The 24,500-nt window shown below is 59.3% G+C and carries 19 protein-coding genes; 9 read left to right on the forward strand and 10 right to left on the reverse strand.

Features of this window, described 5'->3' with window-relative positions; all coding sequences use genetic code 11:
• Positions 1 to 3: 3 nt before the first annotated feature.
• The 3 genes from GNZ13_RS25810 to GNZ13_RS25820 are packed head-to-tail and all read right to left on the reverse strand — an operon-like array spanning position 4 to position 3,688.
• Entirely contained in the window at positions 4 to 2,190 is a 2,187-nt protein-coding gene (locus GNZ13_RS25810; RefSeq protein WP_172169690.1) for a polysaccharide biosynthesis tyrosine autokinase, read from the reverse strand.
• Positions 2,181 to 2,636 (reverse strand): low molecular weight protein-tyrosine-phosphatase, encoded by a 456-nt coding sequence (locus GNZ13_RS25815; RefSeq protein ID WP_172169692.1) that lies wholly within the window; start codon positions 2,634 to 2,636, stop codon positions 2,181 to 2,183. The genes GNZ13_RS25810 and GNZ13_RS25815 overlap by 10 nt, the downstream gene beginning before the upstream one ends.
• Positions 2,633 to 3,688 (reverse strand): polysaccharide biosynthesis/export family protein, encoded by a 1,056-nt coding sequence (locus GNZ13_RS25820; RefSeq protein WP_172169695.1) that lies wholly within the window; start codon positions 3,686 to 3,688, stop codon positions 2,633 to 2,635. Before GNZ13_RS25820 ends, GNZ13_RS25815 begins: the two co-directional genes overlap by 4 nt.
• 951 nt (positions 3,689 to 4,639) lie before the next feature.
• Here GNZ13_RS25820 and GNZ13_RS25825 point away from each other — a divergent pair.
• From GNZ13_RS25825 to GNZ13_RS25835, 3 genes are read left to right on the forward strand one after another with little or no spacing between them, the layout of a single operon-like run.
• Positions 4,640 to 6,046, forward strand: a complete 1,407-nt coding sequence (locus tag GNZ13_RS25825) for a UDP-glucose dehydrogenase family protein (RefSeq protein ID WP_172169698.1) — start codon at positions 4,640 to 4,642, stop codon at positions 6,044 to 6,046.
• An 18-nt stretch (positions 6,047 to 6,064) separates the two neighbouring features.
• A complete protein-coding gene (locus tag GNZ13_RS25830; protein WP_172169701.1) occupies positions 6,065 to 7,555 on the forward strand; it encodes a lipopolysaccharide biosynthesis protein in 1,491 nt (496 codons plus the stop codon).
• Positions 7,556 to 7,615: 60 nt separating this feature from the next.
• The gene (locus GNZ13_RS25835) at positions 7,616 to 8,866 is read left to right on the forward strand and encodes an O-antigen ligase family protein (protein WP_172169704.1); all 1,251 of its coding nucleotides are present in this window, start codon (positions 7,616 to 7,618) and stop codon (positions 8,864 to 8,866) included.
• A gap of 155 nt (positions 8,867 to 9,021) precedes the next feature.
• Here GNZ13_RS25835 and GNZ13_RS25840 read toward each other — a convergent pair whose 3' ends face one another.
• Genes GNZ13_RS25840 through GNZ13_RS25850 form a run of 3 tightly spaced genes read right to left on the reverse strand, consistent with a single transcriptional unit; the run spans position 9,022 to position 13,556 of the window.
• The gene (locus GNZ13_RS25840) at positions 9,022 to 9,756 is read right to left on the reverse strand and encodes a carboxypeptidase regulatory-like domain-containing protein (RefSeq protein ID WP_172169707.1); all 735 of its coding nucleotides are present in this window, start codon (positions 9,754 to 9,756) and stop codon (positions 9,022 to 9,024) included.
• A gap of 19 nt (positions 9,757 to 9,775) precedes the next feature.
• Positions 9,776 to 12,154, reverse strand: coding sequence for a YjbH domain-containing protein (locus GNZ13_RS25845; RefSeq protein ID WP_172169710.1), 2,379 nt, complete (start codon positions 12,152 to 12,154; stop codon positions 9,776 to 9,778).
• Between the two features lie 22 nt (positions 12,155 to 12,176).
• Positions 12,177 to 13,556, reverse strand: coding sequence for an undecaprenyl-phosphate glucose phosphotransferase (locus GNZ13_RS25850; protein WP_328807291.1), 1,380 nt, complete (start codon positions 13,554 to 13,556; stop codon positions 12,177 to 12,179).
• A gap of 845 nt (positions 13,557 to 14,401) precedes the next feature.
• Between GNZ13_RS25850 and GNZ13_RS25855 the strand changes: the two genes are divergently transcribed.
• Together GNZ13_RS25855 and GNZ13_RS25860 are read left to right on the forward strand one after the other, a co-directional pair.
• Positions 14,402 to 14,773 (forward strand): hypothetical protein, encoded by a 372-nt coding sequence (locus GNZ13_RS25855; RefSeq protein WP_172169716.1) that lies wholly within the window; start codon positions 14,402 to 14,404, stop codon positions 14,771 to 14,773.
• Positions 14,774 to 15,087: 314 nt separating this feature from the next.
• Positions 15,088 to 15,561 (forward strand): Lrp/AsnC family transcriptional regulator, encoded by a 474-nt coding sequence (locus GNZ13_RS25860; protein WP_154562395.1) that lies wholly within the window; start codon positions 15,088 to 15,090, stop codon positions 15,559 to 15,561.
• A 76-nt stretch (positions 15,562 to 15,637) separates the two neighbouring features.
• Here GNZ13_RS25860 and GNZ13_RS25865 read toward each other — a convergent pair whose 3' ends face one another.
• From GNZ13_RS25865 to GNZ13_RS25875, 3 genes are all read right to left on the reverse strand, one after another.
• Complete coding sequence (locus GNZ13_RS25865) at positions 15,638 to 15,799, reverse strand: hypothetical protein (RefSeq protein ID WP_172169719.1); 162 nt, start codon at positions 15,797 to 15,799, stop codon at positions 15,638 to 15,640.
• Between the two features lie 175 nt (positions 15,800 to 15,974).
• Positions 15,975 to 16,901 (reverse strand): ATP adenylyltransferase family protein, encoded by a 927-nt coding sequence (locus tag GNZ13_RS25870; RefSeq protein ID WP_172169722.1) that lies wholly within the window; start codon positions 16,899 to 16,901, stop codon positions 15,975 to 15,977.
• 19 nt (positions 16,902 to 16,920) lie between these two features.
• Positions 16,921 to 17,406 (reverse strand): adenosine-specific kinase, encoded by a 486-nt coding sequence (locus tag GNZ13_RS25875; protein WP_063500318.1) that lies wholly within the window; start codon positions 17,404 to 17,406, stop codon positions 16,921 to 16,923.
• Between the two features lie 293 nt (positions 17,407 to 17,699).
• Between GNZ13_RS25875 and GNZ13_RS25880 the strand changes: the two genes are divergently transcribed.
• From GNZ13_RS25880 to otsA, 4 genes are all read left to right on the forward strand, one after another.
• Positions 17,700 to 17,864, forward strand: coding sequence for an FmdB family zinc ribbon protein (locus tag GNZ13_RS25880; RefSeq protein WP_172169725.1), 165 nt, complete (start codon positions 17,700 to 17,702; stop codon positions 17,862 to 17,864).
• A 180-nt stretch (positions 17,865 to 18,044) separates the two neighbouring features.
• Positions 18,045 to 19,370, forward strand: a complete 1,326-nt coding sequence (locus GNZ13_RS25885; RefSeq protein ID WP_172169728.1) for an MFS transporter — start codon at positions 18,045 to 18,047, stop codon at positions 19,368 to 19,370.
• Complete coding sequence (locus tag GNZ13_RS25890) at positions 19,367 to 21,127, forward strand: winged helix-turn-helix domain-containing protein (RefSeq protein ID WP_172169731.1); 1,761 nt, start codon at positions 19,367 to 19,369, stop codon at positions 21,125 to 21,127. The genes GNZ13_RS25885 and GNZ13_RS25890 overlap by 4 nt, the downstream gene beginning before the upstream one ends.
• Before the next feature lie 699 nt (positions 21,128 to 21,826).
• Entirely contained in the window at positions 21,827 to 23,254 is a 1,428-nt protein-coding gene (gene otsA, locus GNZ13_RS25895) for an alpha,alpha-trehalose-phosphate synthase (UDP-forming) (protein WP_172169734.1), read from the forward strand.
• Between the two features lie 39 nt (positions 23,255 to 23,293).
• On the opposite strand, the gene GNZ13_RS25900 is transcribed toward otsA, so the two are convergent.
• Positions 23,294 to 24,439: an alpha-hydroxy acid oxidase gene (locus tag GNZ13_RS25900; RefSeq protein ID WP_172169737.1), complete on the reverse strand. Its 1,146-nt coding sequence runs from the start codon at positions 24,437 to 24,439 to the stop codon at positions 23,294 to 23,296.
• Between the last annotated feature and the right edge of the window lie 61 nt (positions 24,440 to 24,500).

The raw sequence follows: 24,500 nt of genomic DNA on the forward strand, positions 1-24,500 counted from the left end.
AGATCAGCGCGCATGGCTGTAGTACCCGGCGCCATACTTGACTCGCTGCTGCGGGATATCGGTCAGAAGCGCGCCCTTGATCGACACGCCCGCATGAAGAAGGCGGTTCGCCGTCTCCGTCACTTCGCCGATCGGGCTATGACCGAAACGGAACACCAGCAATGACACGCCTGCGTGTTTGCAGATCAATACCGGATCGGTGACGGCGAGTACCGGCGGGGTGTCGATAATCACGACATCGTATGCGGCTGAACATTCGTCGAGGACCTTTGTAAAGCGCTCGCGCAACAACAACTCGGACGGATTCTTTTCGTCCGAGCCGCGCGGCAGCACATCGACGCCAGGCAACACATCGCGAACAATGCTGTCGTGCAGACCGCGACCGCGGATCACGTCCGACAAACCCGGCGAACGCGGCATGCCCAGCACGGTATCGAGAACCCCGCGCCGCATATCGCCGTCGATCAGCAAGACGCGCTTGTCGCCGCTCGCAAGCACAGCGGCAAGGTTTAGCGCGATGAACGACTTGCCTGCTTCGGGGCGTGGGCCGGTTAGCGCGATGATATTGTTGGACGCTTCGCCAAGACCGAACTTCAACGCGGTGCGCAGACTGCGAATGCCTTCTACCGCGATATCGTCCGGGGCGGCCAGCGCGAGCACGTTGGCATCGCCCGGCTGGTTGCGACCGAGGCGCCGGTTCATGCGACGCTGCGCAAAGCTTCGCGGTACCGCCGCAAACACCGGCACGCCGAGTGCCGTTTCGATCTCGCTCGCCGTCTCGACGCCGCCAAACACGGCGCGTCTCACGAACGACAGCCCTACGCCCGCGAACAGACCCAGCACTGACGTGATCGCAACGATGATCCAGCGTTTGGGCCACACCGCCGTCTCGGGCGTCACCGCGAAATCGACAAGCCGCACATTGCCGAGCTGCCCCGCCTTCGTGATCCGCAATTGCTGCGCACTGTCGAGCAGACTCGTATAAAGTTCCGTGTCGACACGCACGTCACGCAGCAAACGCAGTGCGGATTGCTCGGTTTCCGGCAGCCCCGCGACGTTTTTGCTCAGCGACTCCTGTTGACCTTGCAGCGCCGTGATCTGCGAATCCAGCGCGACGACCGCGGGATGCGTGTCGGCAAAACGCTGACTCATTTCCAGACGGCGTTGCTGAAGCTCGGTGAGTTTCGCCTTGTTATCGACGACCTGCTGCAGTAGCAAACGCTCTTCTTCCGAGATGTTCGCCGTGCCTTTCCTGTTGCGGAAATCGTTATAGCGCGTCTCCGCCTGCTCCAGTTCCTTGCGCAGATCCGGTAGCTGATGGTTCAGGAATTCCAGCGCTTTCTCCGCGTCCGCGGACTTGCGATCGATGTTCTGCTGCAGATAAGCCTGAGCCAGAGAATTGACGATGTCGGCGGTGCGGGTTGCGTCGGTGCCATCGAGCGACAGCTTGATGATATCGGCCTGCTTGCTCTTCTCGTCGATCTTCAACGCGTTTTGCAGGGTGGCGGTCGCCTTGAGCGGCGATGTCCGCATCAACCGGAACTCAGTGCCCGGTCGCGCGACCAGACGATCGACCATCACCTCGACAAACCGGCCGCGCGCCAGCGTACCTGCCGTGCCATGCAACACCGGCTTATGGTCTGCGTCGAATAGATCGTACGCACCATTTTCCCTTGCGATGAGCGTGTAACGGGTTTCGTAGTCGTCGCGCGGCACATTGAAGGTGGACACGGCGATCTTCTCGCCGCCCCACGCGAATTTCGACAACCCCGGAAGCGGTGACGCGAGCTCTTCGCTCCCGTTGAAACGTGCGATCGCCGCGCCGATCACCGGGAAATAATGCGGCGAAGCGGTGATGTCCAGATGCAGGTTATGGACGGCCTGATCGGCCACCAGCCGCGACTTGACCACTTCGATTTCAGACGCCGCGGTCTGCTTGGTATCGAAAATCGACGCGAGCCCATTCAATGCGCCTTGCGCGGGATTGATGCTCTCTTCGATCTGGAACATTGCGTCCGCACGATAGACCGGACTGGCGAGCAGCGAATACGCGACACCGGCACACGCGCCCGCGATGGTCCACGCTGCGATTGTCTTCCATTTTTCACGCACCACGGAGAGATAGTTGGACAGATCGATCTCTTCATCGCCGGCCGGCGCGATACGGTAGGGTTTATGAATTAGTTGCATGTGCTTGAATAGGTGAGGTTGCCGATCAGCTCGAGCCAGTGTTCGAGTCCGCATTCGATCTGGGCGAGGCATGCTTCGAATGCATCACGCCGTAACCGGTATGGATCTACAACGTCGATCTGTTCTTTATGTCCAAGCCGGTACACCTTCCCAATCGCGAACGGATGCGCGATTTCGATGCGCTTGCATTGCGCCCGCGTCATCGCGAGTACGATCTGCGCGGACCTGACGTGCTGCAATTCGAGTTGTCTGCCGACATGCGCGCCGATATCGATCCCACGTTCAGCCATCAAGCCGCGTGCAATCGGATCGGCGCGCTGCCCGACCAGCGCGCTCAGCCCCGCCGACATCACATCGACACCCGGCAGCGCATTCGCGAGAAGACCTTGAGCCATTGGGCTGCGGCAAATATTGCCTTCGCAGACGATGAGAATTTCGCTGATCATTTGGCTATCAACGCACCGGTAAGCGCTGCATTGACGCCCGGCAGCAGCAGTTGAAGGACACGGCTAAAGCGCACCAGACCGTTACCGTCCACGTAGACGACATCGCGCGGCTGCAACTCGAACTGGTTGGCCAGCACCATCGATACCGGCGATTGCCCGTCGAGATGGAAGACCTTGAGATCGCTTTGGTCCTTGCCGCGAATCACGTAGATTTGCGCCGCATCGGCACTCGCGGTGTTGATGCTGCCCGCCTGAGAAAGCGCATCGCTCAGGGTGAGCGTGCCGGACCTCATCGGCACGGCCGTGGTCGGACGGTTGACCTCGCCCATCACATAGACACCGTTGTCGTCACGGGCCACCACGCGCAGCAGATCGCCGCCCTTCAACACGATTTCTGCCGGGTTGACGCCCTTCGCAATCATCTGCGACAGATCGAGCCGGTACGTCGCGCCGTCTCTGACGAGGATCATGCGGCTCTGGTCGGCTGTCGTCGCGAAGCCTCCAGCCCGGCCGATCGCTTCGTACAAGGTCATCTGGATATCGTTGACCGGCTGCGGACCAGGCACCTTGACCTCGCCATCGACATAGACTTGCTGCGACCGGTACGACGCGACACGTACCGTCAGTTGTGGCCTGATGAACACCTTGGCGAGCTGCGCGTAAAGCTCGACGCGCATTTGCTCGACCGTCTTGCCGACCGCCGGCACGTTGCCGACATAGGGGAATTGCACGTTGCCAAGGCTGTCGATGACAAAACCTTGCGGCGGATCGTTCGGGCGGCTCGTGGCAGGCGCTGTTTGCGTTCCCAACGCGGCATTGAGCTCCGGGTGGTCCCATACCGTGATCTGCAGCACGTCGCCTACGCCGAGCCGATACGCGCCCGCTTTCGCGAACAGCGTCTGGTTCTCTTCGACGCTCTTTCGTGCGCCGGCATCCTGTATCTGCCGGATCAACGTGAGGTCGATCGGCGTAATGGAGATACCCAGATCCGACGCGGGGGTCGCCTCGCCCGCGCTGACCGCCGGCACGCTCGGCGATTTCCCCATCTTCATGCCCGGTGCAACAGCGCATGCGCCAAGTGTTGCCGTTATTGCGGCGCAGGCGGCTACGCGAGCCAACGCGCGCAAAAACGGCCTGACGCTAATCCCCGTGGATAAATAATGATTCACCAACGCCCCGTATTTTATTTAGAGCTACTGTCTCGCCTGGCCGCAAGTCGCGCGGATGGAGCAGCGTCTCTTCTCTCATGCAACCCGAACGTCGAACCGCAACGATCGGCCCCCGATACACTTCTCGATCTAGTAGGCTGCGAAGGCCGCACCGTTGTTCTTTCGATTAGATCCGGCGCGCCTGCAATAAAATTATCTATATTTGAACCAACAGCACTTCTGGTCTGAAATTCTGTTTTTACCTTCATCGACTCAACCTTCCCCGCCCTGGCGTCCGTCAAACGCGCGTTGGATGCAAGCGCCGTCAGGAGGGAAGAATTCATTGCTTATTCCTCTAATGCAGAAAACGTGCCATCGGTACGGACATTCGCAAAAGAAGCGGGCGGGTCTTTCCCATCCCCTTCAGATAGGGGACCTCGTCGATTTTTGTTCGGACTGGCATCGCGGCGATCTGGTGCGGCGCAAAAACGTTACGTGACATCGCTTGCGTGCCGTCCACGTTGTTACGTAACCCCGCAACCGGCATTCAGATGGGTCATTCATAACACGCTGCATCGAACGCGCTTCTCTGCAACAGATTCGTACAGCCGCTTGTCCACCCGAACATCGCCATGCGGGTCTTCCTAATCGTTTCGCACGGTTGAGGAGGCGCTTGAATGCCACGTCCCTTGAGCGAATCCAACTCAAATAAGAGATTGGTACGGATGTTGCGTAAGAAGGCTCAGCTTTTTGAAAAGCGCTGCGTCGGGTACGTCATCAGGTGTTACGGGGGCAATGGGGTTTGCCAACCGGATGACGCGCGAAGCATCAATAAATATCGACACCGCGAATACCATGAAAATAACCATAGTCGGCACCGGATACGTGGGCCTTGTGACGGCCGCGTGCCTCGCAGAACTCGGCAATGAGGTCTTTTGTCTCGATGTCGACTCACACAAGATCGACGCGCTCAATAGCGGTCATATTCCGATTCACGAACCGGGCCTCGATGCGATCATCAGCCGGAATCGCTCGGCTGGACGGATTAGCTTTTCGACCGATATCCGGGCCAGCGTGGAACACGGCGACCTGCAATTCATTGCCGTCGGCACACCGTCCGACGAAGACGGCTCCGCAGACCTTCAGTACGTGCTCGCAGCGGCGCGCAATATCGGCCGCTATATGACCGGCTTCAAGGTGATCGTCGATAAATCCGCCGTACCGGTTGGGACGGGCGAAAGAGTACGACGCGTCATCGAACAGGAACTGACGCGACGCGAGATCAACGATCCGGCGCACACATTCTCGGTGATTTCGAATCCGGAATTCCTTAAGGAAGGCGCAGCGGTAGAAGACTTCATGCGGCCCGACCGGATCGTGATCGGTGTCGAAGCAGACGGCGCGAATAGCCGCCGTGCCGGCGATATGATGCGTCGCCTGTATGCGCCGTTCAACCGGAACCACGAACGTACGCTGTATATGGATATCCGGTCGGCGGAATTCACGAAGTACGCAGCCAATGCGATGCTCGCCACGCGCATTTCGTTCATGAACGAGATGGCCAATCTGTCCGATCGGGTCGGCGCCGATATCGAAGCAGTGCGACGCGGGATCGGCGCGGACCCGCGCATCGGCTATCACTTTCTGTACGCCGGTTGCGGCTACGGCGGCTCGTGTTTTCCGAAAGACGTGCGCGCATTGATCTCGACCGGGCTTGAAGTCGGCGAGGACCTGAAAATTCTCGGCGCGGTCGAATCCGTGAACGATCGTCAGAAGGACGTGCTGATCCGGAAGATCACTCGCGCCTACGGCGACGATCTGTCCTCGATGACATTTGCGGTCTGGGGGCTCGCGTTCAAACCGAATACCGACGACATGCGCGAAGCGCCGAGCCGACGCCTCATCGCCGATCTGCTCGCGCGCGGCGCGCGGGTCCGCGCATACGATCCGGTCGCGATGGACGCGGCACGAGCCGTTTTGGAAGATGATCTCGCGCGACAGCGCGGCACGTTCTCCAGACTGACGTTCGCGGCCAACCCGATCGAGACGGTCGAGGATGCGGACGCACTCGTCGTCGTAACCGAATGGAAAGAGTTCAAGAGCCCGGACTTCGGCGAACTGCACCGTGCGATGAAAGCGCCGGTCATCTTCGACGGCCGCAATCTCTATGAGCCGCAACAGATGCGCGAGTGGGGCTTCACGTATCACGCGATCGGCCGCTCGAGCGGGCTGGAAGTGGCGCTGGAAGTATCGGCGCACTAACGCTGCGAGAGTCGAGTCATGTCCAATCTGAACCACACGATCCGTAAGAGCATCTTCGCGAACTTTATCGGGCGTTACAGCAATACGCTTGTCCAACTGGTCGTGACGGCCGTGCTGGCGCGCCTCCTGAGTCCGTCCGACTTTGGTGTGATCGCCGTTCTGACGGTCCTCGTCACGTTCTTCTCGTTCATCAGCGAGATGGGGCTGGGGCCGGCCATCGTGCAGTTTGAACTGAAACGCGAACAGTTGTCCGCGCTGTTCTGGCTGACGGTGTTCGTCGGCTCGATGCTGTCGATGATTTTCGTATTCGGCGGACCGCTTCTCGCGACGTTCTATCACGAGCCGCGCTATATACCGATCGCGAAAATTCTGGCGCTCAACATTGCGCTGTCATGCTGGGGCATCGTGCCGTTCGCGGTACTGCGCAAGCAGCTGAAGTTTAAAGAGATCGTGATGGTGGAGATTGCCTCCGCGATTCTTTCCGGCTGCGTGGGTATCGCTACGGCATACGCGAACTTCGGCGTGTTTGCGCTCGCCTTGAAAGGAGCGTCCTACGCGTGCAGCATGTTCGCGTTCTGCCTCGTCGCGAGCCGGTTCAACCCTTTCAAGCGACCGATCTTCCGCGGAATGACGCGAATCTTGTCGTACTCGGTTTATCAGTTCTTCTTCAACCTGACCAACTACTTCACGAAGAACCTCGACAAGCTCGTCCTGGGACGGCTGATGGGAAGCAATGCGCTTGGCCTCTACGACATGTCGTACCGGTTGATGCTGCTACCCAATGCCAATTTGACGCAAATTATTTCGCCCGCGCTGCAACCCATCTATGCAGCCCATCAAAACGACAAGGCCACGATCTTCTCTTCGTACCAAACGGTGATCCGCGCGCTGCTGATTGCAGGCGGATTTGCGGGCGTCGGCTGCTTTTTGTGCGCAAACGAGATCATCTTCCTGGCCTATGGCAAGAAGTGGTCGCTTGCAGCGCCGATTTTTTCGATCCTGAGCCTTTCGATTGCAATACAGGTCGTGCTGTCCACCGTCGGTGCGATTTTTCAGGCCATCGGACGCACGGACCTGCTTTCCTTTTCAGGAACGCTGTGCGCAGCCTGCAGTATCGGCGCGATGGTGATCGGCGCGCTGTCGGGCAGTCTGGTGATGTTTGCGTGGCTGGTGTCGGCCAGCTTCGTGATCAACGGCTTGATGACCTTCTACATTCTCGCGCGCCGAGGATTCGGCACGTCGCTGCTTTCGCTGTTCCGGCCGTCGATCGGATGCCTCGGCGGAATCGCGCTGATGCTCGTCGCAAGCGCTGCGCTGAAATTGACGATGAGCGCATCCGAATTCAACCCGATCGTTCTCGCCGCGAAGATCATCGGCGTAACGGGTGCTTACGCCGCGATTTTGCATGTCACGGGCGACCTCCGGTTTCTGCTGAACACGCTGTCACGCCAGCCGACGCGCGCTTCCGTGCTCAAGTCGGACGCGGGTCAGGTTGGCGAAGCCATATAAACAGCAGAAACGCCGACGGCTTTGGGCCATCGTCGGCAGTAAACCGAGGACAAAAATAAAATGACATTGATCAGACGCACGCTTTACGCGATCATCATCATCCGTTCGGCATTGGATATCGTCTTCGAATCGCTCAGGCTCGACGAGGGCGGCATGTCGCCTGGCGCCGCATTGAACGGCCTCATCATCATGCTGGGGCTCGTGGTGCTGCTTCGCAAAGGCCTCTCGATACCCCGCACGCCGCTGCTCTTCTGGATTGCGTATCTCGGCTACTCGCTGCTTTCGCTGTTACGCTCACCGGATTTCTACGAAGGCTTGCGGCTGTTTCTCGGCCAGTTCTCGGCTGCGATGATCTTCTTCATCGCAGCGAATGTGATCACGACGCGAAAGCACGCGGAAGAACTGATCAAGTGCGTGATCTACTCGTCGCTTGCCGTGTCGTTTTTCGCGATCATCCAGTACGTCTTTATCGACAAGCTGGGCGGCCGCCTGCAATCCACGTTCGAACACCCGAACATCCTCGCGTTCTATCTGGTGCTGGTCGTCCTTGCGCTGTTCTACCTGCCTCAGATCGACCCGCAGAGAAAGAATCCGCGCTGGAAAATGATCAGGCTCACGTATGTGCCCTTCCTGCTGATCCTGCTTGTTCTTACCGAAACACGCAGCGCATGGATCGCAATCATGGCGTCGTTCATTCTGTATTCGACGCTGATCAACCGGAAGATGCTGCTCTGTCTGATTCTGGTGCCGCCGCTGCTACTCGTGCCGGCCATCTCGAACAGACTGACTGATCTCGGCACAAGCGGCTCCGCTCAAGACGTGCAAAGCGGCGTGCAACTCGACTCCTACTCATGGCGGCAACTGCTGTGGGAATACGCTTTGATCGATTCCAGCGAAGCACGAACGGAGGGCAAGGGATTGGGCTCGTTCAGAAGCAATTCGCAACGCTTCTTCCCGCTGGAAGATACCGCCGACGCACACAGCGCCTATATACAGACTCTGTACGAAACCGGCGTGATCGGACTCGGCCTGTATATCGCGATGTTCGGCGCCAGTCTCGTCACAATCTGGAAGACACGGATGAACCGGAAATCAGCGGTGATTGCGATCGTGCTGATCGTGTCGTACCTGCTTGAAAGTTACTCGGACAACACGCTCTACTACCTGAGCTACAACTGGTATTTCTGGACGTTCATTGGGTGTCATCTGGCAATGTCCGTCAGGGAGAAGCGCGCCGGCCGCGCGCTACCGCAGCCAACCGGACCCGCGATGGACGGGTCGTTCAGTGTCGAACACCAAACCGTCGGATAGCCACATTGCAGATGAACGGCATCGTCGTCGTATGCACGTCGAACAAATGATGTGCTCGGTGCAATGGATCTTCGTGATGTTTGACTGCGTGAGTGGCGTTCATCCTCAACAGGACGGCGCCACCCCGCCTCAATGAAATTGTTCGTCTGGCTGCGTTACTTCGCCGAACTCCCCGTCCCGGCACTCCCCCCGGTCCCACCCGTCGCTCCACTGCTCCCACTCGGAATCGGCGCCGCTGCCCCTGCCGCCAAGGCGGCCGAAACCAATGAAGCCACCGGCTGCCCGTTACTCAAAATCGCTCCGGCCGTCAGCAACGCATCGAGATCCGCATCCGCACCCGGCGTGCCCGGCGTAAACGAAACCGTCAGGAACGACGACGACGAAAGCGTGATCCCGTACGAGTCTTTGATCAGCTTCGCGACGGCCGCCTCGGCATTCGCAATCACCGTGCTGTTCGACAGCGCGCTCTGATACGAAGTGTTAGATGAGATCCCCGAGAGCAACCCGCTCTCCGTCGTTCCCAACTGCCCCGCCAGATAGTTAAGCAACAACTCCGTCAGCGGCGTCACGTTGAACGTACCCGCGCCGGCCGCAAACGAATGAATCGTGATCGCGCCGCCGGTCGCAGTAATCGCGCAAGGACCGTCAAACGCGAACGTCGTCGTGTAAGCCCCGTTGGAATTAGCCGTCGCGCTACCTGAACCGTTCTTGCAGGTCAGCGTGATGCTTGCATCAGCCAGCGCCGCGCCGACGGCGGCTGTGCCGCCCACCGTCCCCACCGGCGACCCGCCGCTACTGGTTCCACCACCGCATGCAACCAGCGTACTGGTCGCAAGCACTATCGATCCGAACTGCAGCGTGCGCAGCGTGGCGCCGTTTAGAAGCTTCATCGCCTATCCCCAAAGAAAGTCATTCACAATTGACCGGCACCAGTGCCCGTCCGTCGCTTACACCCTGCAAACCGTTTCCGCAGATGCCATGTGAAAGCGCTGCGCCCATCGATACAGCAGGCACACTCACTTGCGGCTTCGGCTTCTTTTCGTCAGTACCAGGCTGCCCGTAACGCAAATACGCATCACGCATCCGGTAAAGCTGAGTCGAGAAGTACTCGCCGCTAAAGCGGCCCTGATTCAGCAAGAACTGCTGCGTGCTATACGGGAAGGTCATGTTCTCCGCCGCATTGGTCGCCACGTAATTCGTCGATCCCACCCGCGTGCGGAAGTCGAGCCCGAACTGTTCCGAGCCGTACACCTGACTGATCCCGGGCTTCATGCCCTGACGCAGCGTCAGCGGGAAGCTGATTGCGGCACCGACGAACGTGCCCTGCCCGCTATGCTCGCCATGCACGCTCACCGATACGTCGTCGAACCAGCGTGTCAGCGTCGCAACCGGTCCCTTGTCCCCGCCAACAAAGCGCGCTACGCCCGCTTCGATCCACAGCTTCCAGGACGGCTGCACCCAGCGGTAAGTCAGCTCGGCGTTCTTCTCGCTCGGCAATGCGTCATGGCCCGGCTCATGGTGCAGATAGGCGAGCCGCAAGCGGATCAGATCGGGGCGGCCCGGCACGAACACCGTTGTTTCGTTTTGCACACCGACATACGAGTAATCGAACTTGCCGACCGATGCCACGTTGAACACTTGCGGCATGATCCAGAAGCTTTGTGCCAATGCGACCGCATTCAGGCCGCCACGCAGGCGGAAATCGCTAAAGACGCGATCTTCGTCCATGTTCTTCGTGTTGTAGATCGGCGCGATATAACTCGCGTACAACTCCGCGCCACGCCACAACGGCACGAACCCTTCAATGTTGGCGCCGAGAGAAATGTCGAAGTTGCCGTACTCGGTGCCGTACAGGTAACTGACGATCGGCTCGATCTGAATCCGCGTTAGCCCATGTGTGTGCTCGTTGCCATGCCATGCGATCGAGTCCGCGTCATAGGTCGGGCGCGTGCGCATCGTCAGCGAGGCGCTTGCGGCTGTCGGCGCGCCGCCTTCAACGAACTGCGCAAATGCATCACGATCGACAATGACTTCGCCTAACGGCTCATTAGCCTTCTTGATAACCACGTGAATCTTGTCGGTGCCGTGCGGCGCGTTCACGCTCGCCACACCGAGCACAATGCCGAGTGCGTCAGCTTCGTTCTGGTTGTAGCGATGGTTCTCGTACTCGACCACCAGATCGCGACCGCTCATCCCGACACGCACACGCTCGAGGCCGGCGGCAAACAGTTGTGCGGCGATTTCGTCGAGCGCGGAGGTATCCAGTGCTTCTGGAATGGCGGGAGACTGCGCATCCGCCGACTTGGCCGCCGTCACGTCACTCAACATCACAGACGCGTACGACTGTAGCGGCGGCACATATGTAATCGGCGCTGCGGCCAGCGCGTTGTTGTTACTAATTGCAGCGCGCGTGTCCACTGGTTGCAGGCTGGCGAGGCGGATCGGGCCGTCATCGCTGGTATCCGCTGTCTGGGCTGCGGACACTTGCGGCCCCTCGCACAAGCCGTCGGCACAACGTGCACTGCTAAAGCGTTTGCCCAGCGGAATCTGAATGCCCACCGAGAACGACGTGCGCGGCGACACCCCATTCGTCGAACGGATCGACCGCATGAACGTGCCGATCACGTTCGCATCGGCCAGCCAACTAATCCGCGGAGATTGATAACGCACACCGGCATAAGGTGTCTTCGAATCGTCTTCTGCGAGCAGCGACAAACCCGTGTTCCACAGCGAGACCTGCGCGCCGCCGAACGGACCATCGAGCCGATCGCCCTGGCCGTAACCGGCAGTCAGAGTCACCGGTCCAAACGTTTGCGACACAACGCCGTATTTCGATCGGAAGAAATGCGTCTGGCCGCCAACGTCAGTGACACCAAATGCAATGCTCGGCTGATACTTGAAGAACTTTGGCACTTCGAGCTTGACGTTCGCCATCAGGTGGCGAAACAGGTTGTGGTCGGCATTGCTGAAGGGTGCGTGGACATCAGCCGGGTAATTGGCGAGTCCGCCAGACACCTCGATGTAAGGCAGCAAACCCACTGCGCCCCAGTACACCTGCGCATCCGTCGCCTGCTTTCCGTAGCGCGGATCGATGTAGTTGTTGTACTGCGCCTCCACCGTTCCTTCGGGCAGTGCAAACGCATACGGAATCACCAAACCACCCGCCTGCCCGAGCGCATTCAGCGCAGGGTCGGCCGCTTGCGCCGAAGCGGAGAAGGCTAAAGCCGCAGCAAGTGACAGCGCGCTTGGCGCCGATCGGAGTTGTTGTCCGCGTAGTTTCATGGCCATGTGTTTTTTTTGTGTGCAGGTGTCAGTACGCATTGCTATGAACCAGACCCTTCGCTATCGTCGCCGCGACTATCCGCATGTCGAGCCCGAACGACCAATTGCGCAGGTAATACAGATCGTGTTCGACGCGTCCTTGCATCTTCTCGATCTGGTCTGTCTCTCCTCTAAATCCGTTGATCTGTGCCCAACCTGTGATCCCCGGTTTGATCCGGTATCGATGGATGTAGCCATTCACTACTTTCTGATAAAGCTCGTCGTGTTCAATCGCATGAGGCCGCGGCCCCACTACCGACATATCGCCCCGCAGTACATTGAAGAACTGCGGCAACTCATCCAGGCTGGTACTCCTGAGAAACGCACCCACTCGCGTAATACGCGGATCCCCCCGCGTGGCCTGTTTCACCACGCCTGTTTCGACGGTATGAGGACGCATCGAGCGGAACTTGTAGATCTTGAAGATGCGTCCATCCGCACCTTTGCGCCGCTGCGTGAAGAACACCGGTCCACGCGATGACAGCTTCACCGCAATCGCAATTGCAATCAGCAACGGGGCAAGCGCAATCAGCGCGCACGCGGCGAACATGCGGTCAAAAATCTCTTTCTTCACCAACGCGCGAGCCGGTACCGGCGACGCGACCAGGTTGATCGCCGGCATACCGATCAAATCGATCATGCCGCTATCGAACAACGCAACGCTGCGCATATCGGGTACAAAGCGCACGTTCACGAGATCGTCGCGAAACTCAGCCACAAAGCGCAACAGCGTGCGTTCCTCGGAGAGCGGCAACGCAAGCCACAACTCCTGCACATCGTGAGATCTCACGTAGGCAGCGAACTTGGTGATGTTGTCGTACACCGGAACGCCTGAGCCTATCGTTCCCAGCACCGGCCGCACGTCAAAGGCCGCTACTGCGCGAAATCCGCTAGTCGTCGAGCCCTCGATATTGCGCACGACCTGATGGCAATGGGCCCCGCATCCCACGACCGCAACCCGGCGAAGGTTCATCCCTGCGTGCCGCACGCGTGCGAGCACGGCATGCACAGCCAGACGCGACGTAATCAGCGCGCCGCCCGTGATTGCCATCCAATAGGCAAACCAGAGACGCGAGATGAAATCCGTGCGATGCAGCGAGAATATCAGCACGAGACCACAGCCTTGAACCACGAACCACGCTAGCGATACCTGACCGGACATCCGCAGCATTGCTCGCCCACGCCATGAGCTGTAGACGCCGAATACGGGGAACAGGACCAGAGTAAAAGCCGCGGCAAACGCAACGAATGCCGTATCGATACGGCTTTGCGTGAGATCTTCATATCGCACCTGCGATGCCGCCAACGCCCCGAGGACGACGAGCATCACATCGAGCAAGCGCGCGATCAGGCCTTCCAACCCCGGTATCGTTCTTCTTTGCTGCGCAAAATTTGTTGTATCCATTCTTATCCCCGCGCTGGTCTCTCACGCCAAACGTTTTTGTCGAGCCGCTCAACTTGTGTCTGCTTGGTGTTCGCTTCGACAGCTCATGTCTTTCGTACTTCAACCACCACGCTCTTCGCGACGACAACACTGCCCCCGCACGCGAAAAAGCGCGCAATGCAAAACAATCTGGATTTCGCTCATCCAGCGCGAAACCGAACGACTGGACGTTCCTGAACAACGATGGGGGATGTACTGCAAGCCGCTCGCACCCGTCTAACCTGGGTACTCAGGCAAAACGCCGCCGCGACGGAATCCGAACAAAGGATCACACCGCTTGTGCGTTGAGGAGACAGACCTGATAACCCCCGACCAGGCCAGCCGCTGATTCGAACTTCACCTTCACTTACTGCTTGTCTTGTCTGTGTTGTGCACCGCGCAACCTTTAAAGCAGCAAGCATGCCAATCTTCAGATTTCTTTAATAATTGATCAGCGCACATCGGGCAAACCCTTGTCGGATATGAATTTTTTGTTCCGATGCTGCGGCTCGAGGGGCCGGCAAAAAAGACGGGAAAGCGTGTTCGGTAACGCGCCCGTTACGTAACGTCGCCCGTAACGGCCTCGATCGATCGAGTGATCGGAAGTGGGAGTGGTGCGGCGCGGTGAGGGTCTGAAGAGAGGAGAGTGGAGAAGTACTTTTACGCGGCCGAAACACTTGCCTTTTCGCTTGCGCTGTACAAAACGGTGCGTAAAACTAGCTCCCCTAGCCCGCGCAAAATGCCATATCTGCACACGCACGCACAGGCTGCGTACGAGCAAGGAGGGACCGATGGCAAACCATGAATACACGCTGTCACATCAGGATGTGGTGAAGGCAGTGATCATTCACCAGAACATTCATGAGGGCTTCTGGACGCTGAACATCAATTTCAACGTCACCGCCACTCATGGTCCGCAAGTGCCGGACCCCTGCCTCGCTGTGACGATCAAGGGCATCGGCATCATGCGGGCCTCGTCTACCGATCCACTCGCCATCGACGCCGCCCTCGTCAATCCGCCAGTGCCTGAACGTGTTGAAAGTGCGGTGCATATAGCGGCGGCCGTCAACGGCACGCATGAAGGCAGCATGCAATTCTGTCGCGACGTCTATCGCAATGTCGCGGTACAAAGCGCGGTCAGAGCGCGGACCAAACCTGGCTGAACGCGATCCGTCATCTGCCTCGCAAGAAAGTGCTCCATGCCCGGCGAGCGCGTCTTCCGGCACTGGTGATGCCGGAATTCGCCCGCGTGCAGCCTTCCTGTGAAGGCAGCGAGACACCGGATGGCAGCTTGTGGCCGCGCAGGACCGCAGGCTTGGGGCCGGCGGCCCGGACGGTTGTCCCGGGCATGAATGCACCCTGAAAATATACCCGGGCGCAGGCTGGATATGCTTCCTAAAGCAATGCACCCACCCGCCGGCTGCAGGACGATCTTCCGTTAGAATGGTATTTATCTGAATAAACTTCCGAGAATGCCGTGACCACCCGAAATCGCCCACTGGACAATCAGGATCGGAAGATCATGCGCGAGTTGCAGAAGAACGCGCGCCTGAGCAACGCCGAACTAGCCGAACTGGTCGGCATGTCGACCACGGCGTGCTGGAATCGCACGCGTCAATTGGAAACGGAGGGGTACATCCGCGGCTACGTCGCGTTGCTCGATCAGCAGAAGCTCGGTTTCGCCGACGTGGTGCTGCTCGAAGTCACGCTAGACCGTCACGACGACGACGCCCTCGCCCGCTTCGGCGCCGAACTGGCAACGCTGACTGAAGTGCTGGAAGCATATCTGGTGTCGGGCGATTACGACTATCTGGTCAAAGTGGCGGTCGACGGTACGGCGGGCTACGAGCGGTTTCTGCGCGAGAAGCTCTATAAGATCGCGGGCATCCGCCATAGCCGCTCGATGTTTGCCCTCCGATGCATGAAGAGCATTCCATCGATAGCGATCTAGTTCGGTTTGCAGAGGAGAAGAACGGGGCGTAGTCGCCGCGCCGGCTTACCTGTCGCGCAACGGAACGCCCACGTCTTTAGTGCTTATGGTGCAGCCAGTCCTTGATCGGATGCGCGTGCAGCCAGCGAGCAATCGGCTGATCATCCTTGTGTTCTCGCCTGTAGCGCGCCGCTGTAAATATTACGAGGCATAGCACCACGACGATTCCTACTACAAAACTCATCATCGATTGAGTCATGGCAACCTCCTTTGAGGTCAAAACCATGCCTATATATTAGGTGACCAGAAAAATAGCACCTGCCGTTGCTCATTAATCCCTACCTGGTTCACACGGCCTGTTTCGCACGGCCTATTCTGCACGGGCGTTCTCGAAATCGGCAGCCCCGAATGCGTTCGAATACATCTGATAAGTCCTATTTCCCCATGGCGACGGGGACGGGGACCGCGACGCGTTGCAGCACAGTCGTCGGACCGAGCCTCTTGATAACTTGCATCTGTGCTGCGTCTCGCACGAAGAGCGATCCCGCAAACCCCAACGCATTCACCGAAATGCCCTCGACGCGTTCCGAAGACCTTGGCACGAGCAGCATCCATCGACGGGTGACAAGCAGGTTGTACGGTGCCGACTGGTGCAGCTCGCCATTCACGTCGATCGATCGCAGGCCAACTGCTTCGAGCAACGCGTGATAGCAATCGAACGCGGCGTGTGCGGCGTGCCTTGAGGCGGCAGGACCTAGTTCCAGATGAGCGAACGCGTGCCTGAAAGCCAGACCGGGTACCGTGCCAATCGGACCCTCCATGCACGCGGACTCAAGAACGGATTCAATGGGGAGCGGCGGACCTGATTCTCCGAGCGGCAGCGGCACGATCTGCAGATGCTTGTGGTGTTGACTCGCGCCGGCCTCCGCGCCGCCATTGTAGAAACCCAGTCCGTCGAACTCGGCCATGCAGGCAATCAATGCAGCAAAGTCCGCGAGATCGAGCAGCGTGTCCTGTGATTCAAAGCGACGGGTGACGATCAGGAGATGATGGTCGATGACGTTGAACTTGTTGAGCAAGGCGACGTGAGTGTCCGATATATCGGACACAAAGAGGTTCGGATCATAAGGAAGGAACGGACTGACCGCGCTGCGCGTTTTGGCCCTCTCTTCAGGCGCCTGTCGCGTTTCCTCCTTGCGAGCGAGGCTTGAGACCTGGCGGACAAGGAAGCGTACGCCACGGTCTTCGATCAGCGTCTGGATTGTCTCGATCTGTCGCAGTGCACCACAACTCAGCGCATGCTCAGTCTGGCGGAGGATGGCCGGCCAAAGGGTGCCGGGCTGGAGACGCGGATGTTCCATGGGTCAGGCAGACCCGCCCCTACGCTTTGTAACCGATAGCACGTAACAGATCCTTGCGCCATTGAACGCCCTCCTCGTTTTCCACGCCGAGCGGCGGGAACCCGTCAACCACACCCAGGATGCCGCGCCCCTGGTCTGTCTCGGCCACCAGAATCTGCGTGGGATTCGCCGTCGCGCAGAAAATCCGGCATACCTCGGGCACAGCCTTTATCGCGTTCAGAACATTGACCGGGTAAAAGCCATCGCCCAGAAAGATCACGAAGCAGTGGCCCGCAGCAATGGCCATGGCATTCTGGCACGCCAACTCGATCAGGTCGGCGTCGGTACCGGACCGGCGCACGAGGCGATTACCCGACGCTTCACAGAAGGCCAAACCAAACTTGATACCCGGCACGGTACCCACCATGGCCTCGTGCAGATCCTCGACAGACTTGATGAAGTGGGTTTGCCCCAGGATGAAGTTCGTCGCTTCGGGTTTGACGATTGTTACCGTAAGCATTTGCATATCGGACCTCGCTCTGTGGCGCCGGGAACACCGGGGGGAGGCTGCTTTCGTCAGCGGATCTCGGTTCGTTACGTTTCGCCAGCCGGCGACTGCCTTCCACAATCAAGCCTAGTACGAACCAGCCGTCAGCGGAAGCGCGGGTCGCGGGTGGCGTCGTCGTAGCCAGTGAGCATTGCGCGAGATAAGACGCATGACTGCGCATTTGCTGCACTAGAATTGATTTTCACAGTGCTGGATCGTGCTGGCGAATCGTATCTGGCCAGCGCAGGTGGGATTCGTTTTGGAGGAAAGCGATGCCGACGTACCAATATCGTTGCGAGAAGTGTGGCGAGTTGTTCGAGCACGCAGAACATCTCGCTGAACATGAGACCGCCCATCCGCGTTGCCCGAAATGCGGAAGCGAAACGTGTCAGCATGTACCGACGCCATTTGTCGCCAAGACGTCGAGAAAGAGCTGATATCTACTCCACATCAATTTGTTCATGGAGCGAATGATTAACTGAGGGCGCGGCCCCTTCGCGTCCGGGCGATGAATGCCCGTTTGATCGACTACCGCCAGGTATGCCCGCAAACGCTGGGTTTTAACGCACGACTGTCAAACGTTGACAACGGCGGCGCTTACCGACATCAGGGGTCGCATGATCGACGATTCGCTTCCGGTCCGTAACGCGCGGTTGAGCGCCCGCCAACGCTGGATGATTTTTGTCGCGAGCACAGGCGGCGCGCTCGAGGTATTCGATTTCGCCGTCTACGGATTTTTCGCACAGAGCATCGGCCGCGAATTTTTTCCGGCACGAATGGGCCTACCCGCAGAGACACTGTCGTTCGCGGTCCTGGCAGTCGGTTCCATGTCGAGGCTCGTGGGCGGCATCTTCCTCGGCCGGCTGGGCGACAAGTACGGCCGGCGCATTGTTTTCGCCTCGTCGGCGATGGTCGCTGCTGTGTCGACCTTGTTCATCGGAATACTTCCTTCATACGAATCACTGGGCGTTGTCGCGCCAACGCTCCTGGTTCTGCTGCGACTCACACAGGGTTTGTGCCTGGGCGGTGAATTGCCGGGGGCGGTTATCTATGCCGTTGAAACAGCGCACGCGAAACCCGGGATCTTATGTGGCATGGTGTTTCTCGCTGTCAATATTGCGCTGATGCTTGCCATCAGCATCAATCTCGGCGTGCAGGTGATTTTCACTTCAGAACAGGTCCGCGCATTCGGATGGCGGATCGGCTTTCTGGTTGGCGGTCTTCTAGGTCTGCTGAGTTTCGCTGTGCGGCGCACGTTGGCGGAAACCGACGAATATGCGAGGAGAGTTAGCGCCCGGCACCGGGAGCCGCTCGCTGTTCTGTTCAGCAAGCATGCCGCGTCCGTGCTGACGGGCGTCGCTGCGGCGTCACTGGTGGGGGCGTCCAGTGGTCTCTTCGTGGCGCACATGCCAGCCTATCTTCAGACGCTGCACTATGACCCGCGGAAGATTGCCAGCGCCCAGACGCTGTATGTAGCCGCCATCTCGGGCTGCATCCTCGTCACAGCGTACTTCGGCGATCTGCTGTCGCGACGTTATGTCTTCATGTCGGGGGCCGTACTGTCAGCGCTGTTCGCCCCTTTCTTTTACGTTGCGGTGACCCGTCATCAGGCCAGCTTGCCCCTGCTGTTTCTGATGGCTGGTGTCGTCGCTTCGTTTGCAAATGGAACCTACGCGTGTGCGATTGCGGAGATGTTTCCCGTCGACGTGCGATTCAGCGGCCTCGCCACCGCCATGAATGTCGGTCTGGCCGCGCCGATGGCAATAGCGCCGCTCGCCGCAAGCATTCTTGCATCCACAACGAACTGGACATTTGCACCCGCGCTTGTCATGGTGCTTTGCGCGACATTCGCATTCGTTGCGTCGTTCCGAATGAAGCGTCACCGCCAGGAGGCCGTAAGCGTCAAAATGGGCAATGAGTCGCTGTTGCAGGAGCGCAAATGAATCCCCAGGAGTTCGTCAGGATTGGAGACACCGAACTCGATATCCAGCGCTACGAATTGCGTCGGGCTGGACAGCAGATCCCTCTTGAGCGTCTGCCGATGGAGTTGCTGATCCTGATGGCGTCCCGCGACGGACAACTCGTGACGCGTGCAGACATCGTCAGGGCGCTATGGGGAGGTAACGCTTTTCGCGAAACGGACAACAGCATCAATACCGCAATTAGAAAAATCCGGATTGCGCTAGATGAAAATCCCGATCACCCATTGCATCTGACTACAGTCAAGGGGAAGGGGTATCGCCTGAACGGCACACGGACGTTCTCCGAAGAGCCTTTGCATATTCCCGCGGAAGCGGTTCGCGTGCTGGTCCTGCCCTTCGAAAACAAGACCGGTGACTCAAGCGAAGACAGTCTCTGCGACGCGCTTGCAGACGAGACCTCCGCCAACATCGGGGTGCTCAATCCCGAGCGGATTCTCGTCATTGCCAGGACAACGGCCGCCCGGTACCGGCGGGTGAATAAGAGCATCGCGGAGATCGCGCACGAGCTGTCCGTCGACTACGTGCTGGAAGGTTCGCTGACGCGGGACGCAGGAATGGTTCGCATCCTGGCGCAACTGATCCGCTGTGTCGATCAGGTGCAGATCTGGAGCCGTGCGCACGAACCGATGACACGAGGCGCACTGGATATCCAGAAAGAGGTCGGAACCGCCCTTGCTCAGGAAGTATCGCCGGCGCTCGCGCAACAACAGCAACACATGCTCGCAAGGCGTCTGCCGGTCGATCCGGTGGCGCACGATGCCTACCTGCGTGGCCGATACTACTGGACTCGACGCGTTCATTTCGATGCGGGGTTCGCCGCGCATCATGCGTTAAATGACGAGGACTTCGTTCGCGCGCGGAGCTATTTCGAAAGTGCTGTCGATCGGGACCCGACCTACGCGCTCGGCTACGTCGGCTTGTCGAATATCTTCGGCTCGACCGCAACGCATGGGTTCTACGCGCCGTCGCAGGGCTACCCCAAAGCACGCGAATCGGCACTTTACGCCCTGGAGCTCGACGCGAATATTCCGGAGGCTCACCAGGCGCTTGCCGGTGTGCACTACTTCTACGACTGGGACTGGCACCGTGCGGAAGCCGAGTTTCTGAAGGCATTGCGGCTCAACCCGAGCCATGCGGAAACCAGCCGCCTGTACGGACGACTTCTGCTGGTGCTCGGGCGAGAAGCGGAGGGAAGGGCGCAGTTCGAGCTCGCCGAAAGTGTGGACCCACTGGGGTGCGAAGGTTCGCGCGTATTCGGTCTCATACAGTCGGGACGATACGAAGAGGTGATCCGCGAGTATCTCGAAACCGGGCACGGGAATAGATCGCCGTTGATCTACCAGTTGCTGGCTACTGCATTCGAAGTCCAGGGGCGGTATGAAGAGGCGATCGAAGCGACCGTCGATGCGTTGACACGGTGCAGCGAGTTTGCGCGAGCGGCGTCCATTCGAGCGATCTGGGACTCTGGTGGCTATCAGAGGGTTCTGCAGTGGTATCTGCAGGATTTACAGGCAAGGAGCCGAAAGCGCTATACATCGCCGCTCCTGTTTGCGGAATTGTACGCACGCCTCGCACAACCGGACCAGATGTTTCAATGGCTCGAGGCCGCGGTTGCCGAGCGCTCGCCGCGATTATGTGAACTGCGCACTAACCCATGGTTCCAGCACTATCGGTCGATGGGACGGTTCCGGAAAGTCGAAAAGCGTGTTGGTTACTGATCGGGCGGTCGTGGCAAAGCCCGGAAGTAGCCTATGCATGCGGCTTGTCGACTTGGTACCGTTGGGCCTCCACTTGCACCGTCATACGTTGCGCGTATTACGTCCTTCGACGTGAAGGCCGACTGGCGGCGCAGGGCGCCGGTTCTTCATTGGCCGTGGTAGAGGTCTCTCCACAGGCGGCTTTGTTCTCCGCTTTGCTGTGAACGAATGAGGTCCTGGTAAACCTGTTGTCGCGAGAGCTTCGCTGCGGATCCCGCTTCGCCCGTTGACGAGCTGATTGTGCCGCCGACGTCCTGAGCGGCAGGTGGTGTTGCAGACTGCACTGGGTTGTCTTGCGCCCACGCTTGTCCAAGAGAGAGGGCGACGGCGCACGTCGCCACGAGTCGAAGTGTTTTCATGTTGACTGACTCCAGCAAGGTAATGCGGACACGGTCAACAGACGGTTGGCCGCAATGGCGGTTTCGAACGACTTCGCGCGCGGCGTCTCGTTCGTAGCGCTTGCCTCATGTTGCAGTCGGACTGCGGAAATCACTATCGACGCAATATGAAGAAATCGTTAACTTGCACGGGCCGGCGCACAGGCGAGGCGGTAGATGTGCTGACGGCATAGTAAACTGCTTCGATCAGGAAGCGATCCTTGTCCGGCACGGCTGGCCGCGCCGGATATCGCAAGTGCGAACGCAACAGCACAAGGACCTCATGAGTCGTCTCGTCGTCGTTTCAAATCGCACTGCCGACCCTCGCAAGCCTGCAGCCGGCGGACTCGCCGTAGCGGTACGAGAAAGCCTGCAACAGACTGGCGGCCTTTGGTTCGGTTGGAGCGGCAAAATCCGGGAAGCCGCGGATGGCACACAATCCGGCCAGGGGGAAGTTCATGTCCAAACGGCCGGCAACGTCACGCTTGCGACGCTCGATCTGAGCCGCGAAGATCACGACACGTATTACCTGGGTTACGCCAACGATGTCTTGTGGCCGGTATTCCACTACCGGCTGGACCTGGCCAATTTCGACACGCGATTCGCAGCGGGCTATCGCAGGGTCAACCGGTTATTCGCGCACAAGTTGCTACCGCTCTTGAAGCCGGACGACCTCATCTGGGTTCACGATTACCAACTGATCCCGCTCGCGGCCGAGTTGCGCGCCATGGGATGCACCAACCGCATTGGCTTCTTCCTGCATATTCCGATGCCGCCGCCGCTGATCATGGCAGCGATCCCGGAACACGAATGGCTGATGCGCTCGCTCTTTGCATACGATCTGGTGGGCTTCCAGAGCGAAGCCGACCTGACGCATTTTTCTCACTACGTTGAATCGGAAGCGCAGGCGCAACGGTTGAGTCCGGATCGCCTTCGGGCGTTCAATCGAACGCTGCGGGTCGGCGCCTATCCCATCGGCATCGACGTCGACGACTTCATTCGCCTTGCCGACTCGAAGGAAGGGCGCGACATGTTTGTCCGGATGCGCGATGAGTATTCGCGGCGGCGTTTGTTGGTGGGCGTCGACCGGCTGGACTACTCAAAGGGGCTGCCGCAACGCGTCCATGCTTTCCGCGAACTGCTGACCTACTACCCGGAAAACCGCGATAGCGCGACGCTGATCCAGATCGCTTCCCCTAGCCGCGAGGACGTCGGGGCCTACGACGATCTGCGGCGTCAGATGGATAGCCTGTGCGGCGCGATCAATGGCGACTTCGGTGAGCTGGACTGGATGCCGGTGCGCTACATTCATCGGAACGTAGCCCGTAAGCGCCTGCCGGGTCTCTATCGCGCGAGTCGAGTGGCGCTCGTCACGCCCTTGCGGGACGGCATGAATCTGGTCGCGAAGGAATTCATCGCCGCACAGGACTCTGCCGACCCGGGCATGCTGGTGCTCTCGCGTTTTGCCGGAGCCGCAGAGCAATTGAAGGAAGCGCTGCTGGTCAATCCCTACGACACGCAAGGTACGGCGCAGGCCATTCAGCAGGCGCTAACGATGTCGCTCGATGAGCGGATCAACCGGCATGAAGCGCTTCTCAACCGGATCCGCAAGTTCGACGTGCACTGGTGGAGTTCGACGTTTCTGCACGCGTTGGAAGACTGCGGGCCGAAAGAAGAGGTGGCGAACGGCATACGCCGAACATCTGGCTGAACACCGCCAACCGCCTGGTGTCGCGCCACGCGCCTGCCTTCAACGCCTGTCAGGCAGCAGGATCCGCTCATCCACCTGACGGATGTCGGTGTGCCCGCAAAAGGCCATGGTGAGGTCCAGTTCCTTCTGGATAATCTGCAGGCACTGCGTGACACCCGCCTCTCCCATTGCACCCAGGCCATAGAGGAAGCTGCGGCCGATCAGCGTGCCTTTCGCGCCGAGCGCAACGGCTTTCAGCACGTCCTGTCCGCTGCGGATACCGCCATCCATCCACACTTCGATGCGCGAGCCGACCTCGCGTGCGATCTCGGGGAGCGCCGAGATCGAAGAGGGCGCACCGTCGAGTTGACGGCCGCCATGGTTGGAGACGATCAACGCGTCAGCGCCGCTGTCGGCGGCAAGGCGTGCATCTTCGACATCCATGATGCCTTTCAGAATGAGTTTGCCGCCCCACAGCTTCTTGACCCACTCGACGTCTGCCCAGCTCAGCGCCGGATCGAACTGCTCGGCGGTCCACGAACTCAGGGACGAGACATCGCCCACGCCCTTCGCATGACCGACGATGTTGCCGAAGGTACGCCGCCGGGTGCCGAGCATGCCGAGGCACCAGCGCGGCTTGGTCGCGAGGTTGATGAGGTTCGCGGGGGTCAGTTTGGGCGGCGCCGACAGCCCGTTCTTGATGTCCTTGTGGCGTTGGCCGAGGATCTGCAGGTCCAGCGTCAGCATCAAGGCGCTGCACCGTGCCGCGCGAGCACGCTCGATCAATCGCACGATGAAATCGCGGTCGCGCATCATATAAAGCTGGAACCAGAACGGCTTGCTGGTTTGGGCGGCAACGTCCTCGATCGAGCAGATGCTCATCGTGGACAAGGTGAACGGGACGCCGAACTTCTCCGCCGCGCGTGCAGCAAGGATTTCACCGTCGGCATGCTGCATGCCGGTCAACCCCGTCGGCGCGAGCGCCACCGGCATGGCGGCCTCCTGACCGATCATCTGAGTGCGCGTGCTGCGGCCCGCCATGTTGACCGCCACTCGCTGGCGCAGCTTCAAGCGATGGAAGTCGCTTTCATTGGCGCGGTAGGTACTTTCGGTCCACGAGCCACTGTCGGCGTAGTCGTAGAACATGCGCGGCACACGCCGTTGAGCAAGCACGCGTAAATCTTCGATGCAGGTGATGGCAGGCACGGTTTCTCTCAGCGCAGGGAACAAGCGGTGAGTGTACGTTCTTGAGAACGTCGCCCGGTAT

Source organism: Paraburkholderia elongata (assembly GCF_013177735.1).
Lineage (GTDB): Bacteria > Pseudomonadota > Gammaproteobacteria > Burkholderiales > Burkholderiaceae > Paraburkholderia > Paraburkholderia elongata.